Origin of the sequence: Shewanella sp. JNE2 (genome assembly GCF_023159115.1) — a bacterium.
Lineage (GTDB): Bacteria > Pseudomonadota > Gammaproteobacteria > Enterobacterales > Shewanellaceae > Shewanella > Shewanella putrefaciens.
The window spans coordinates 2,566,524-2,581,169 of the sequence record NZ_CP096169.1 but is presented as its reverse complement, the minus strand read 5'-3'; the positions used below and the strand labels follow the sequence as shown (position 1 = coordinate 2,581,169).

General features: G+C 43.8%; 14 protein-coding genes and 1 tRNA gene. 10 read left to right on the top strand and 5 right to left on the bottom strand.

Going from position 1 to position 14,646, the window contains the following annotated elements; all coding sequences use genetic code 11:
- Positions 1-34: 34 nt before the first annotated feature.
- From MZ182_RS11535 to MZ182_RS11510, 6 genes are all read left to right on the top strand, one after another.
- Entirely contained in the window at positions 35-898 is an 864-nt protein-coding gene (locus MZ182_RS11535; RefSeq protein WP_011919452.1) for a tetratricopeptide repeat protein, read from the top strand.
- A gap of 141 nt (positions 899-1,039) precedes the next feature.
- Positions 1,040-1,684: an adenylate kinase gene (gene adk / locus MZ182_RS11530; protein ID WP_011789045.1), complete on the top strand. Its 645-nt coding sequence runs from the start codon at positions 1,040-1,042 to the stop codon at positions 1,682-1,684.
- Between the two features lie 80 nt (positions 1,685-1,764).
- Positions 1,765-2,808: a ferrochelatase gene (hemH, locus tag MZ182_RS11525; RefSeq protein WP_181811376.1), complete on the top strand. Its 1,044-nt coding sequence runs from the start codon at positions 1,765-1,767 to the stop codon at positions 2,806-2,808.
- 244 nt (positions 2,809-3,052) lie between these two features.
- Positions 3,053-4,357 carry an inosine/guanosine kinase gene (locus MZ182_RS11520; protein ID WP_011789047.1) on the top strand — a complete coding sequence of 435 codons (1,305 nt, stop codon included), beginning with the start codon at positions 3,053-3,055 and terminating at the stop codon, positions 4,355-4,357.
- 206 nt (positions 4,358-4,563) lie between these two features.
- A complete protein-coding gene (gene nadE / locus MZ182_RS11515; protein ID WP_248066145.1) occupies positions 4,564-5,394 on the top strand; it encodes an ammonia-dependent NAD(+) synthetase in 831 nt (276 codons plus the stop codon).
- 213 nt (positions 5,395-5,607) lie between these two features.
- Positions 5,608-5,814, top strand: coding sequence for a hypothetical protein (locus MZ182_RS11510; protein ID WP_248066141.1), 207 nt, complete (start codon positions 5,608-5,610; stop codon positions 5,812-5,814).
- Here the strand turns inward: MZ182_RS11510 and MZ182_RS11505 are convergent.
- A complete protein-coding gene (locus MZ182_RS11505) occupies positions 5,735-6,229 on the bottom strand; it encodes a DUF6942 family protein (protein WP_248066139.1) in 495 nt (164 codons plus the stop codon). The two genes, MZ182_RS11510 and MZ182_RS11505, sit on opposite strands and share 80 nt — an antisense overlap.
- A gap of 325 nt (positions 6,230-6,554) precedes the next feature.
- Between MZ182_RS11505 and MZ182_RS11500 the strand changes: the two genes are divergently transcribed.
- A tRNA-Pro gene (locus tag MZ182_RS11500) sits at positions 6,555-6,631 on the top strand.
- 159 nt (positions 6,632-6,790) lie between these two features.
- On the opposite strand, the gene MZ182_RS11495 is transcribed toward MZ182_RS11500, so the two are convergent.
- On the bottom strand, positions 6,791-7,657 hold the full coding sequence (locus tag MZ182_RS11495; protein ID WP_011789050.1) for a LysR family transcriptional regulator: 867 nt from the start codon (positions 7,655-7,657) through the stop codon (positions 6,791-6,793).
- A 112-nt stretch (positions 7,658-7,769) separates the two neighbouring features.
- Here MZ182_RS11495 and MZ182_RS11490 point away from each other — a divergent pair, with 112 nt between their 5' ends.
- Positions 7,770-8,876, top strand: a complete 1,107-nt coding sequence (locus tag MZ182_RS11490; protein ID WP_061783381.1) for an NADH:flavin oxidoreductase/NADH oxidase — start codon at positions 7,770-7,772, stop codon at positions 8,874-8,876.
- A gap of 84 nt (positions 8,877-8,960) precedes the next feature.
- Here MZ182_RS11490 and MZ182_RS11485 read toward each other — a convergent pair whose 3' ends face one another.
- Both MZ182_RS11485 and MZ182_RS11480 read right to left on the bottom strand, forming a co-directional pair.
- Positions 8,961-10,739: a DUF3413 domain-containing protein gene (locus MZ182_RS11485; protein WP_011789052.1), complete on the bottom strand. Its 1,779-nt coding sequence runs from the start codon at positions 10,737-10,739 to the stop codon at positions 8,961-8,963.
- A gap of 63 nt (positions 10,740-10,802) precedes the next feature.
- Positions 10,803-11,021 carry a YejL family protein gene (locus MZ182_RS11480; RefSeq protein WP_011789053.1) on the bottom strand — a complete coding sequence of 73 codons (219 nt, stop codon included), beginning with the start codon at positions 11,019-11,021 and terminating at the stop codon, positions 10,803-10,805.
- A 77-nt stretch (positions 11,022-11,098) separates the two neighbouring features.
- On the opposite strand from MZ182_RS11480, the gene yejK reads away from it, so the two are divergent.
- Positions 11,099-12,127: a nucleoid-associated protein YejK gene (gene yejK, locus MZ182_RS11475; RefSeq protein WP_014610744.1), complete on the top strand. Its 1,029-nt coding sequence runs from the start codon at positions 11,099-11,101 to the stop codon at positions 12,125-12,127.
- A gap of 89 nt (positions 12,128-12,216) precedes the next feature.
- On the opposite strand, the gene MZ182_RS11470 is transcribed toward yejK, so the two are convergent.
- Positions 12,217-13,218 (bottom strand): cytochrome-c peroxidase, encoded by a 1,002-nt coding sequence (locus tag MZ182_RS11470; RefSeq protein WP_014610743.1) that lies wholly within the window; start codon positions 13,216-13,218, stop codon positions 12,217-12,219.
- A gap of 500 nt (positions 13,219-13,718) precedes the next feature.
- Between MZ182_RS11470 and MZ182_RS11465 the strand changes: the two genes are divergently transcribed.
- Complete coding sequence (locus tag MZ182_RS11465; protein ID WP_248066136.1) at positions 13,719-14,600, top strand: 6-carboxytetrahydropterin synthase; 882 nt, start codon at positions 13,719-13,721, stop codon at positions 14,598-14,600.
- The last annotated feature ends 46 nt before the right edge of the window (positions 14,601-14,646 follow it).

Below are 14,646 nucleotides of genomic sequence, written 5' to 3'. Positions count from 1 at the left end.
TCGGTTAGTCACCTTTCGATATTAAGGAAATACCATGGATAATATCCTCGATCTGACAAAAGACAATATTCAGCAAGTGGTTGATGCCTCGATGCAACAGATCGTGGTGTTGGTCTTTTGGGCACAATCTCAACCACAAAGTGTCACTATGGTGCAAACGTTAGAGCAGATCGCTTCGCAGCATTCGGGGCGTTTTGTACTTGCCAAAGTGAATTGTGAAACCGAATTAGAAATTGCCAATTATTTTCGTATTCAAAGTTTGCCTACTACTCTCGTGCTCGATAAAGGGCAACCTATTGATGGTTTTGCTGGCATACAGGAAGCAATGCAAGTGAATGCTATGCTTGATAAGCATCTGCCCCCCATGTGGCAATTGCAATTAGCCCAAGCGAAGGAATTGCTCACGTTAAGCCAAGTCACCCATGAGGACTTAGCAACGGCAGTGATACTGCTAAAAGAAGCCCATAGTGCGTCTAATAAGGCAGGCGAGGTCAGTTTAGTGCTTGCCGATGTGTATTTAATGCAGGGAGAATTAGCGTTAGCACAAACCTTATTGGAGCAGATTGGTCTTGCGGATCAAGATGGTTATTACCAAAGTCTAAAAGCTAAGCTTGCACTGGCCTTGGATGCAGCAGATACCCCTGAAATTCGCGATTTACAGCAAAAGTTTGCGCAAAATCCACAGGATTTAGTGTTATTACTCGAACTGAGTAAGGCGTTACACGCCGCACACCGTGATGAAGAGGCGTTAAGTCTATTGTTTGGTGTGTTAGCTAAGGACCTAAATGCTGAGAATGGTACTGTAAAACAAGTGTTTATGGAATTACTTACCGCACTTGGTCAAGGTAACCCGCTTGCTAATCAATATCGCCGTAAGCTTTATACTTTACTTTATTAATCATCAAAATAGCCGATTCTCCGCGGTTTATTTGCACTTTCTGAGGCTAAAGTCGAAGCTAAAAGCCTTCTCAATGGCGGCCAGATGTGCGAAGATCGCTGCCCTAAGAAGAATATCAATGCGAAAAAGAGGACTCTTGAGATGCGCATTATCCTATTGGGCGCCCCAGGTGCCGGTAAAGGTACCCAAGCCCAGTTCATTATGGAACAGTATGGTATCCCACAAATTTCTACTGGCGATATGTTACGTGCCGCCGTTAAAGCCGGTACTCCGCTGGGTTTAGAAGCGAAGAAAGTGATGGATGCAGGCCAACTGGTTTCTGATGATCTGATCATTGGACTGGTGAAAGAGCGTATCGCACAGGACGACTGTGCTAAAGGTTTTCTGTTAGACGGTTTCCCACGCACTATCCCACAAGCGGATGCGATGGCGGCAAACGGTATTAGCATTGATCACGTGATTGAAATCGATGTGCCCGACGAAGAAATTGTTAAGCGCATGAGCGGTCGTCGCGTTCATCCTGGTTCTGGTCGTGTTTACCATGTGGTGTTTAATCCACCTAAAGTGGAAGGTAAAGACGATGTGACCGGTGAAGATTTAGCGATTCGTCCCGATGATGAAGAAGCGACAGTGCGTAAACGCCTCGCGATTTACCATGAGCAAACTAAACCGCTCGTTGAATACTACGGTAAAGTGGCAGCCGCAGGCCAAACGAAGTACAACAAATTTGATGGTACTCAGTCAGTTGCTGCGGTAAGTGAGCAGCTTGCCAGTGTACTTAAATAAGCCACATTAGCTAAAATCGAGAACAAGTTCTCATATTAAGAAAAAGCCTGCCTAAGCAGGCTTTTTTTATGTGTGACTGAATGTTAGCCTGCCGAGGTAATTGGCTGATAAAAGGTAACACATTGACTTCTCCCTCTCCTGCGTTTGGCGTGTTATTAGTAAATCTTGGTACGCCCGATGAACCTACTCCAAAAGCGGTTAAGCGGTTTCTCAAGCAGTTTTTAAGTGATCCTCGGGTCGTCGATCTTTCGCCTTGGCTGTGGCAACCGCTGTTAAATGGCATTATTCTCAATACGCGTCCTGCGAAAGTGGCCAAGTTATATCAGAGTATTTGGACAGATGAAGGCTCGCCCTTAATGGTGTTAAGCTCACGCCAAGCCCAAAAATTGGCGGTGGATTTAAGCGCGACCTTTAATCAAGATATTCCTGTTGAATTGGGGATGAGCTACGGTAATCCGTCGATTGATAGCGGTTTTGCGAGGCTTAAGGCACAAGGTGCTGAGCGGATTGTGGTGCTGCCATTGTACCCACAGTATTCTTGCTCGACGGTAGCAAGTGTGTTTGATGCTGTTGCCAGTTATCTTAAAACCGTGCGCGATATGCCGGAACTTCGTTTTAATAAACACTATTTTGACCATGAAGCTTATATCGCAGCGCTTGCCCACAGTGTCAAACGCCATTGGAAAACCTATGGTCAAGCGGACAAATTACTGCTTTCGTTCCACGGCATTCCACTACGTTATGTGAAAGAGGGCGATCCATACCGCGAACAATGTCTTGTGACAGCGAAACTTTTGGCACAAAAGCTTGAGTTGAATGAAACACAATGGCAGGTTTGTTTTCAATCGCGCTTTGGTCGTGAAGAATGGCTGACCCCCTATGCTGATGAATTGCTTGCTAAGCTACCTTCACAGGGCATTAAAAGTGTTGATGTCATTTGTCCCGCTTTTGCAACCGATTGCCTAGAAACCCTAGAAGAGATTTCTATTGGCGGCAAAGAAACCTTCTTACATGCGGGTGGTGAAACATATCGTTTTATTCCCTGCCTTAATGATGATGAGATGCATATAGAATTATTAAGGCAATTAGTCCAAGAACAGGCACATTCTTGGAATTATCCCTAAGCGCTGAAAATGCAGGACTAAGGCTGTTTGGGGAGTTAAAGAAGGCGAACTACATTTTTAAGTAAACATTGCGAAGCATTGTTGATCCCCCTAGTTTCATGCTGATTTTATGGTAGAATCTGCGCCCTTCCGGCTAAGGAGTGGATTTTTGGTCTCTCTAGCCTAGACTCATTATTTTTAGGACTTTGGCGAGTTTATCTCGTCATAACGCCAATTAGCATGGATGCCAGGAAAGAGAACCACTATGAAGTTTCCCGGTCAGCGCAAATCGAAACATTATTTTCCAGTAAAAACCCGAGATCCGTTGCTTGAACAGCTGACTCAACAACCCCAACCGTTTGCGACTTATATCAGCGGTATCGATCAAACCTTAGTGGATATTGAAGCGAAAGTAGAAGATGAATTGCTCAGCAGATATGGCTTACCCAAAGGTAATTCAACCCTCATAAATGATGAACAGGCCCACAGACTTTACACTGAGTTAAAAATTCATGGCCTGATCAGCGATGAATTTGCTGGTGGTACTATCGGTAACACAGTGCACAATTATTCCATTTTGGCCGATGACCGTTCAGTGTTATTTGGGGTGATGAGCCAAAATATCGAAGTGGGTAGTTATGCCTATCGTTATCTTTGCAACACATCCTCAAAAGTTGATCTTAACTATCTGCAACCCGTCGATGGACCTATTGGCCGTTGTTTTACGTTAATTTCTGATTGTGGTGAACGCACTTTTGCCATCAGCAAAGGTGCAATGGATAAACTTACTCCAGAGTTTATCGATAAAGATGTCGTGCAGGGCAGTTCGGCTTTAGTGCTAACGGCATACTTAATGCGTGCCAGTGGCGGCGATCGAATTACCGATGCGGCTATGTGCGCTATTGAATATGCAAAAGCTGCTGATGTGCCCGTGGTATTAACATTAGGTACACGTTTTTTGATTGAAGAAGATCCCCTCTGGTGGCAGAACTTTATTAAAGAACATGTCACCATTCTGGCGATGAATGAGGATGAAGGTGAAGCCTTAACGGGGTCGCGCGACCCTCTGCTTGCCAGTGAAAAAGCATTAGAGTGGTGTGATATGGTACTCACCACTGCGGGGCCAATAGGCCTTTATACCGCAGGTTACACCGAGGATTCTGAAAAGCGTGAAACGACCCATACTTTACTGCCGGGTGCTATCCCTGAATTTAATCGCTATGAATTCTCCCGCCCCAAATTAAAAAGTGACTGTGAAACACCCATCAAAGTGTATGCCCATATTTCACCCTATATGGGCGGCCCTGAAAAAATCGGCAACACTAATGGTGCGGGTGATGGCGCATTATCGGCGTTATTGCACGATTTAGCGGCCAATACTTTCCATAAAACCAATGTGCCAGGCTCGAGTAAACATAAGCGCGATGGTTTGTGTTATTCCTCATTCTCGCAAATTTGTAAATATGCTAACCGTGTCGCCTATGAAGTGCTTGCACAGCATAGCCCGCGTTTATCCCGTGGCTTGCCTGAACGGGAAGACAGCTTAGAAGAATCCTATTGGGAAAGATAAGCTATCGCTTCTTGACTTATCTCAAGCTCACGATTTAATGCAAGCGCAATAACAGCCTATTGTTATTGCGCTTGTTTTTAGCACCTTATATCAATTATTAACTCAAGCAGCATGATTTTTTGCTACAGGCAGTTGCAAATAAATGTTACCGTTAGTTTTGTTCTATTTGACCCAAATTACAGCGATTATTTAAGGTGGAATTTTCGGTGAAAGCGCAAATCTTAAGAGAAATGAAGGTGCTCAAGGCGATTGAGCCAGAGTTTGAAGTGCAACGTCGTGTCGCGTTTATCAAAACCAAACTGAAAGAAGCGCGCAGTAAGGCACTCGTATTGGGGATCAGTGGTGGCGTTGACTCATCAACGGCGGGGCGTTTATGTCAGCTAGCCGTTGATAGCTTAAACCGTGAACAAGCCAATAGTGATTATCAGTTTATTGCGGTGCGCTTACCCTATCATATCCAAAAAGATGAACATGAAGCCCAGCTTGCTTGTCAGTTTATTCAACCTTCGAAGCTTGTCACTGTAAATGTGCATCAAGGTGTTGATGCTGTACATGGTGCTACATTAGCGGCTTTTGTCGAGGCTGGGTTGACGTTACCCGATGCGGCAAAGGTAGATTTTGTCAAAGGGAATGTTAAGGCCCGTATGCGCATGATCGCCCAATATGAACTTGCTGGACTTGTGGGCGGTTTAGTTGTTGGTACAGATCATAGTGCTGAAAATATCACGGGTTTTTACACTAAATGGGGTGACGGGGCCTGTGATTTAGCCCCATTATTTGGCTTGAACAAACGCCAAGTTCGCCAACTTGCAGCTTACCTTGGGGCACCAGAATCCTTAGTGTATAAAGCGCCGACGGCTGATCTTGAAGATAATCAACCACTGTTAGAAGATGAAGTTGCATTGGGCTTAACCTATGCCCAAATTGATGACTTTCTTGAAGGCAAAGAGGTTGATAAATCAGTTGAGACTAAGTTGATTAATATCTACAAAGCCACCCAACATAAGCGTCAGCCTATTGCGACTATCTACGACTGATTTGTCTTGCTCGTTATGATTGCGCTAAGCACCCAGATGGTATGATCTAGGGTGCTTTTTTATGACTGATTAGAAGGTTATCTTGTCAGCAATACCAATCACATTAAATATCTAATCAGTTCAGAGCCTCACAGGCATCTCAATCCAAGGCGCATTGACGCAGAAATGGTCATTCCCTTTTAAGTTAATGCAACACGGGAGTGGGATGCCTGTGTGGCTCCCGAAGGGCGGGTTTCAACGCGCTTTATACTGCGTTTAAGGCTTTTGACAGAGCACCACTATGCCTTCAAGCCTTCGCCTTGTCTAAAGCGCGTTGAACTCCCGCTGAATGAACAGATATTTAATACGATTGGTATAACTGTTGACGAGTCAGTTCAATTAGCGCATTGGGATATTGGCGATAGTCCAAATAGGGCGTGAGTAAACAATGGGTTATTGCTAGTGTCACATAGGGAATAGTTACTATCGAGTCGATCCGTTTATGTTGAAGATCGACTGGTCGAGTGGGCCGTGTAATTTCTTTATGGGTGATACCTAAATTGGCCGCTGCAACATGCCCACAAATAAGGTGAATACTGGCATTAGGCACAAGTGTTTTACCGCCGATAATGAGCATTTCCTGTTGTTTGAGCAATATATGATCACGGTAGGTACGCCAGTCAGCATCGGTTACGCAAATTTTTGCCATGATAGTGAATATCTTACGCCAATGATTACCATTTAGTGTGGTAAGTGATGTGATTGCATCAACTTGAGCATAGTGCCAGTCATCTGGAATGATTGGCGCAGTGGGCAGATAGAAAGCAAACTTAGCGTGAGGGTTTCCTATGATCATCGTGGTTTATATCAGGTCAGTAGAAAAATAGGTGGTTGATCTTAACCTGACTTTGCCCAACCCCGTTAATGTCATATACGATAGATATGTCATCTTAACTAAGTGACTTAACATGGGGATTAGGACATAAACGTCTACGGCTACATACCCAAAATCTGTTATTCAGACCAGAAACTAAGCAGTTAATCAAAGAGATGTCACTAAGCACTTGCACAGGCGCGAGGCAATTGCTAAAGTCACGCTCACTTAAGGTTACCCCAGCAATAGCGCCTTAGGTCGATTGTGTTAGCATTTTTATAGAATAAAAATCTATCACTGAAAAATTCGGTATGTAGCGCAGCCCGGTAGCGCACTGTCATGGGGTGTCAGGGGTCGGAGGTTCGAATCCTCTCATACCGACCAAATTCCTCTTTATATAAGAGTAAAAAAGCCTATAAACCTAACAGTTTATAGGCTTTTTTTGTTTGTATTGATATTTACACTGATAAATGAGTTTTTGATTTGCAATGCCAAATTAAATGTTAAGTCAACCCTTAATACGATTGGTATAAGATGAGGCATTTATATTCTGCTTTTAAGGAACTCGACTGCTTTTTGGGCTCGGCGCGACAAGGGCCATTCTGCGCGGTGAATAAGCCAAATGGTATCAACCACTTGGATGCCACATTCCACTACATAAATATCTTCTTGCCGCTCAAAAGCTTTACGTGCATATCTTGGTATAACGGTAAAGCCTAAGCCTCTAGCAACAGGTTCAAGAATAAGGCTAATTTGATTGGTAAACCCTTTGCAGGGGAGTTCTTGAATATTGGGACAACCAGGATACTTTCGGGTCAGTAACCTCATGGCCATGGCTTCACCGTCAGGATGAGAGATAAAGCCTAACCGTTGTAAGTCCTGCCATGTGTTAATTTTATGGCCGGCAGGTACGACTAACTCTAAAGGTTCTTCGGTAAAGTAAGTACTGAAAATCCGAGGATCGGAGGGCTTTAACGTCACCATACCAATTTCATGCTGATTGGCTAGAACGGATGTTAGGATTTCGTTATCTGGTGCAAAGCGGTGTCGTATATTTAAGGCGGGAAAAGCAGTTTGTAACTCCAATAACAATGGGAAAAGTGTTAAGCCTATGCTTCCTGGTGTGATAAGACTTATATCACCGACGTCGGTGTCATCTTTGATCAGTTTTTGTCGTAAGCGTTTTTCCGCGCATTCTACTTCTTTTACATAGGTGAGTAAATTTTCGCCTATTGGCGTTATTTCAAGCTGGCGCGTTCGTCGTAAAAATAAGGTGCCATATTCTTCTTCTAAGCGACTGATGTGCTGGCTGACTGCCGCTTGGGTTATACCAATGGCTTCTGCCGTGCGGGTAAAATTACCTTTTTCGACTAAAACGGCAAATGTGTGTAACCATTGCGGATTTATCATAATGAAATCTTATCAAACCTATAATCTAAGAGTGCTTTTAATTATGGCATGATGGGATTAGGCTGTCGTCATTGATTCTGAACATTCGACGAATACAGGAAATTAAATACCCATGGCTGATCTATTTTCATCATTTAAACTTAAAGATATCACCCTTAAAAACCGAATAGTTGTTGCTCCTATGTGCCAATATCAAGCCAAAGAAGGGCTTCCCAATGAGTGGCATCAAGTGCATTACACTAGCCTTGCTAGAGGTGGTGCAGGGCTTGTCATCGTTGAGGCAACCGCAGTGTCCCCTGAAGGACGTATTACTCCCCGTTGTCTTGGACTTTGGAACGATGAGCAAGCTGCTGGTTTAGCTAAAGTCGCGAATGCAATTAAAAGTGCTGGTGCTGTAGCAGGGATCCAAATTGGTCATGCTGGACGTAAGGCGAGTGCCAACATTCCTTGGGAAGGGGATGACCATATTGCCAATGGTGAGGCTGAAGCGTGGCAACCTATTTCACCGTCTCCAGTGGCTTTTGGGGCTAACTTATCAAAAGTGCCCACAGAGATGACCGTTGAAGATATTGAGCGCGTTAAAGTCGATTTTGTGACGGCAGCTAAGCGCGCTTTAGCCGCTGGTTTTGAATGGTTAGAATTGCATTTTGCCCATGGTTACCTAGCACAAAGCTTTTTTTCAACCTATGCCAACCAGCGTTCAGATCAATATGGTGGTAGTGCTGAAGGGCGTGGACGATTCCTATTAGAAACGATTAAAGCCGTAAGAGAGATTTGGCCACAACATCTGCCCTTAACGGCACGTTTCGGAGTGATTGAATTTGATGACAAAGATGAGCAAACCTTATCAGAATCAATTGAATTGGTTAAACAGTTCAAGCAGATAGGTTTGGATATGCTAAATGTGAGCATTTGTTTTTCGACCCCAACAGCCAATATTCCATGGCGTCCTGCATTGTTAGCACCTATTGCTGCTCAGGTGCGTAAGGAGGTGGGATTCCCTGTTGCGACTTCCTGGGGGATGGATGATCCACATCAAGCCAATACGGCAATTGAAAATGAACAAATGGATTTAGTGATGATAGGCAAGGCATTTTTAGCTAATCCGCATTGGCCTTATCAAGCGGCACAAATATTAAAGATAGACCGTCCATCTTGGGTGCTACCATCCTCCTATGCCCATTGGTTGGAGCGCTATTCAACGGTTAAGGTTGGCTGATCGACTGGTTATTTCAATCTTGATGCTTTATCACTAAAAAGCCCTAAGCCATTGCTGGATTAGGGCTTTTTATTTATTGTTTAATTAATGATTATAGAGACGTCTACCTTCTCGCATGACTTCAATTAACTCGGGTGCGCTGATTTTTTTACGCAGTCGATGCTGAAAATTTTCATCATATATCCGGTATTTACCATGTCTGTCAATCACTGTGATTTCTGACTGTTGGTAAATCGCAAAAATGCGGCTATCACCAATATAAATCCAAGTCTCTTTGCTAGGTTCTAATAGACTACGTCCTGCACTATAGTCGGTTGTGTTATTCGTACAGCCTAACACATGGGTCATTAGGGTCGGCACGAGACCATAGTGGCTTGTGCGATATTTAACCTTAGCTTCACTTGCATTAGGCCAGTGGATCACTAAGGGCACTTTGATACTTTCTGGTGATAAATTGCGCATGGCCTCATCACTATTACTGGTAAACATCTTGCCGTTTACACCTGTAATAATCACTAAAGTATCATTTTTCACATCGGTTAGGATGGCTTGTAGCTGTTTATCAATAAAATACAGTGATTGACGATATTGATTAAAGAGTACTTTTTGCGCCGGTGTTAAGTTGGGATTGGCCTTTATCGTTTCAACACCTAAAAAGCCTACGGGGGTATCAAAATTCTCAGGGGCTTTTAGATTGACTAAGGCAAACCAAGGTTTATTTTGTATGCCGTGCCATTCTTTGAAACTGGCGACGGTATGTAAGTCAGCATCGGCACTGCCATTCGCTTCTTTGGCTATCACAGTATTAAAATCATTAAACATAGCTTGGGCTGAGCGTAGATTTAAGTTAGTTTCAGGGATAAAAAGGCCTAACTGATAACCCGCCTGTTGGAAGCTTCTAGTGATTATCGGGCTCGTACTATTAAAAACTCTGGCATCACCATAGCTGCCCTGAATGCCATAAAGGAGCGAGAACATGCCCGTTCTAAACTGATTTCCGCCACTGTAGTGTTCTGTAAACGACTGGTTCTTTTCCATGTACTGATATAAAAATGGCATAGTCTTAGGGTCAACCATGTCAGCACGTAAGCTGTCGATGGCGACCATCAATACGTTGGTTTGTGTGTCAGCTTGACATAGCAAGGGCTGTGTTGGATAGCTGAGCACTCGTACTCCGTCATTGTTCTGGGATGAACCATCGATGCCATGACTTTCCATAAAGGAGCGAGCGGTTGCGGGATAAGACAAAGGATAAGCTTCATCGAAACGGGTTATTTCGGTGATATCGGCAGCATCGGCCCAAATGTGGATTAAGTGGCTACTAATAAAACAGATGCCTACAAAGCCAATAACCTTATTGCCTAAATTCAGTTTTTGGAGCTTATCTATGCGTTTCCACAAAAAATTGGCAAGGGTGAGCTCGATGGTGATAATGGCCAGTGGGGTGACAATGTAAGATGTGCCATGGAGTAGTGCATTGAGATCTGCCCATGCTAAATCAAAGGCAAATGGGCTTAAATGTATACCATAATCGGCATAAACAATGGTGTCATATAATAAGATACACAGGCTTAATGTCGCGATTATTGCCGCTAAGCCTCTCAATATCTTTGAATAAGGTAATATTAAGGTCAGTGGGAATAGGCAGATCAAGTAAGCAATAAAAGCAAGAAAACTGAACTGGCCAATTGTGCTTACAGTGAGATAAATCCAGCCATACCAAGTTTCTGGATAACCGACGCTACTCAGATATCGGGTACCTATAATCATAGCTAATAAGCCATTGAAGAAGGCAAACCAATGTCCCCAGTTGATGAGCCGTGAAACGCGATCGCGGCTCATTTGCTTTTTACGCTCGACCATAGTGATCCGCTTATTCCTAAAAGACGTTGTATCTTATTTTTTGGCGATTATAACCCAACTAACTTAATTGGATTTGACCGATTGTGCGAGTGCTTTCGCAAATTGCTCAGCTACCGCTTGGCGTGATTCGCTAGGTACTTTACGCTCTAACAAATAGGTGACGCAATTGCCGAGCGCCATCAGGCTTAGATCAGTAGGGGCTTTATGTTTTTCTAACACAGCCAATACTTCGGCGATTAATGATTCAACTTGTGTGTTTGAGTATTTGGATTGGATTGCCATAATCAAAAAATGTTTCACTTTGGAATGGATTAGCGGCATATAATAGCGGATTTATCCCAGTATCACTATCAGGGCTTATGAGTATTAACATCGAACAAGCAATTATTCACGAGATTTCCCAGGACAGTCAGGGGCAGTTGCGTTGCCGTTTGCGTCCTCAACCCCTGCTGAACGGACAAGCGGTCGAGGTGATGCTGGACGAATTGCACCAAACCTATACCAGTAAAGCGGGGAAGGGATTTGGCTATTTTGGCATTCACGGTGATGATGGCGAAGCCAATCCTGCCTTTGCCAATGCATTAACACAGTACCGTGCTGGCGAGTTAGGTTTTGTGGAGTTTTCAGGTCAAGCCAGTAAATTGTTGCAGGAAGAATTGGCGAAATATGATTTCAGTCAAGGTGGATTCCTGCTGATGTCTTGCTATACCAGCATCACCAGCGATTATCTGTTTGTGGCACTCTTGAGCGCAAAATCTTCCATGACAGTATTGGATGATATGGAGCTTTCACAAAACAACCACTTAGATTTAAACAATATTCAGCTTGCTGCCCGTATTGATTTGACCGAATGGCAGGCGGATAAAGATTCTCGTAAGTATATTTCCTTTATCCGCGGCCGCGCTGGGCGTAAAGTTGCCGACTTCTTCCTCGATTTTATGGGCTGTGTCGAAGGGGTAAATACTAAAGCACAAAACAAAACGCTGATGAATGCGGTGGAAGATTTTGTTGCTAGTAGCGATCTCACTAAAGATGAGCGTCAGCAGTGCCGTAATAAAGTGTTTGAATATTGCAGTGAGCGTTTTGACGAAGGTGCAGATATCGAAATCAAAGATTTGGCCGATGAGTTAGCCGATCAAGGTATGGACTCCTTCTACGATTTCGCCCGTGGTGGCAGTTATGATCTCGACGAAGAGTTTCCAGCCGATAAATCGACTCTGCGCCAATTGAAGAAATTTTCAGGCACTGGCGGTGGCGTGACCTTAAGTTTTGATGGGGGGCATTTAGGTCAGCGAGTCATCTACGATCCAATTTCAGACACGATTTTAATCAAAGGCGTGCCAGCAAACTTAAAGGATCAACTCGACCGTCGTTTAAAAGGCGAATAGCCTAGATTAATATCTTGTTTTAAAAATAGGCCGAGAATCATTATTCTCGGCCTATTTGCTTTTTTGATTAAACGATTTTTTTAACCAATTTATTGCGCACTTTGTCCAAAAGGAACTGGACGCGGCGTATCTTTATTCGATGGGGGTAGTATAGGTAAAGTAATCTGTGGTTGATCACCCGTTAAAGAGTCAAGGAAGGCGACCATCTCTTTCACTTCTTTATCTGATAATTTTTGTCCTAGCTGGATATCGGCCATGGTATTCACCGCTTCTTCCAAGGTCCATACGCTACCATCATGGAAGTAGGGATAGGTGAGTTCAATATTACGTAATGTAGGTACTTTAAATACAAATTTATCCCCCTCTTTGCCAGTAACGCCCTTACGACCTTCAGCAGGATTGTTTGTGTGGAACGGCTTGATAAGTCCCATCTTCATAAACATGGTTCCACCGACTGCAGGACCATTATGGCAACTGACACAACCCTTATCTTTAAACAGTTGATAACCCGCTTTGGCATCTGCGCTAATCGCATCTTGCTTACCCAAGAGGTATTGATCGAAGGGACTGTTGGGAGTTACTAAGGTTTTTTCAAAGGCGGCAATAGCATCGGTTAAACGGTCAATGCTGACGGTTTCATCGCCATAGACTTTAGCGAAACGCGCTCGATAAGCAGGCATAGAGGCAATCGTTTCAGTTGCAAGTTCATGGGTAAAGCCCATTTCTTTTGGGTTGGCAATCGGGCCCGCAGCTTGCTCTTTTAAATCACTTGCGCGGCCGTCCCAAAATTGAGCCAGCATAAAATCAGCATTAAGCACTGTGGGCGAATTAATAGGACCTTCTTGCCAGTGGTGCCCGATTGACGTTGGTAGTGCATCAACCCCGCCAGTCGATAAATTATGACATGAGTTACAAGAGATAAACCCAGACTTTGATAATCGTGGTTCGAAGAATAGCATTTTACCTAATTCGACTTTTTCTGGCTCAGTGATCTTAGCCGCGGTGATCACCTCAATGGGCTCTGCACTGGTGGCATGGGCGCAGGCAAACATACCTGCGATGAAAATAGCGATAGATGTGAGTTTAGTCATCTTGTTTCTCCCTATATAACCTTGGTTTTTGTATGGTTTACGGGGGGATACTAACGCTTAATTTTACAGAGTGATAACGCCTTGTTTCGATTGAGTCTATCGCTGTTACGGATTAAGTTTTTGTGATCTAATACGCTGTTTTTGCTTCATTTATTAGATAGGGTTTATGTCGAACCGGTTAGGGTTTTGGTTGCTAATCGACAAATTAGATGTTGTATTTCTGTGAGCGATGAATATCTCCAGCCATGTGCTGTCATTTTGCCACGCTAGCTGTGATTCAACAGATAACCGCTATTTTTATAATCAATACCATCACTTCATTTTAGCTTGTTTGCTCAAAATGACCTGTAGTACCGATTCATTTGTCGCGACTGAGGGCAGAATTGATTAGAATCCCATTTCGTGGATGGATTTAACGCCATTCAATCTAGCATGTTTGGCCATTGCTAAGTGGTGCTACCGGATACAAAGGTGGACTGTTTTTCCGCCGAGGAGAGAAAATGCAACTGTTTGTAAAAGAATTAACTGTGATCGATTTTTCCTACCTTTGCCCTAAGCGTGGCATGGTGGGGGAAAGTTGGATTGTTGATGTACTGCTTGAAGGTGGTCTCGACGAGCAAAATATGGTGCTCGATTTTGCGAAGGTAAAACGTACGATTAAGCAAACGATAGATGCGGTGGCCGATCATCGTTTACTTGTGCCCACTGCGTGCAGCCATGTGCGATGGCAGCAGCAGGGCGATAGAGTATGGATGGATTTTGATAGCGCATTGGGTGAAATCCATTTAGCTTGCCCGTCACAGGCGTTTGCCTTAGTGCCAACAGAACAAATTGATATTCAAAGTGTGAATACCTTTTTACAAAAAGCCCTACGGGAAAGTTTACCTGCCAATGTTGAAGCTATTACGTTGACCCTAAGGCACGAGGTACTCAATTCGCCCTACTATCATTACAGCCATGGTTTACGTAAACATGACGGTAATTGCCAACGTATTGCCCATGGGCATCGTAGTCCTGTGAATGTCTTCGAAAATGGCGTTCCTGCACCTAAGTGGAATGAATATTGGGCTAAGCGTTGGCATGATATTTACTTGGGTAGTGAAGAAGATGTAGTTTCCGTCAACACCTTAAACCTATCACCACAAACCCGTATTTCTAATCGTAGCCACTATGGATTTCACTATCAGGCTCCTCAAGGCGATTTTCAGTTGGCAATGCCAAAAGAATGTTGTGATCTGATCCCCCATGACACTACGGTTGAATTGTTAGCCGATTATATGGCAACCACATTGGCGGCTAAAGTGCCCACTAGCCAGTTTACTGTGGTGGCCTATGAGGGCGTTGGTAAGGGGGCCATAGTGACTAAAGGTGTATCCACCTAGTTTAAACACTAGGGTTTGCTGTCGTATTTAATCAACCTAATAAGGA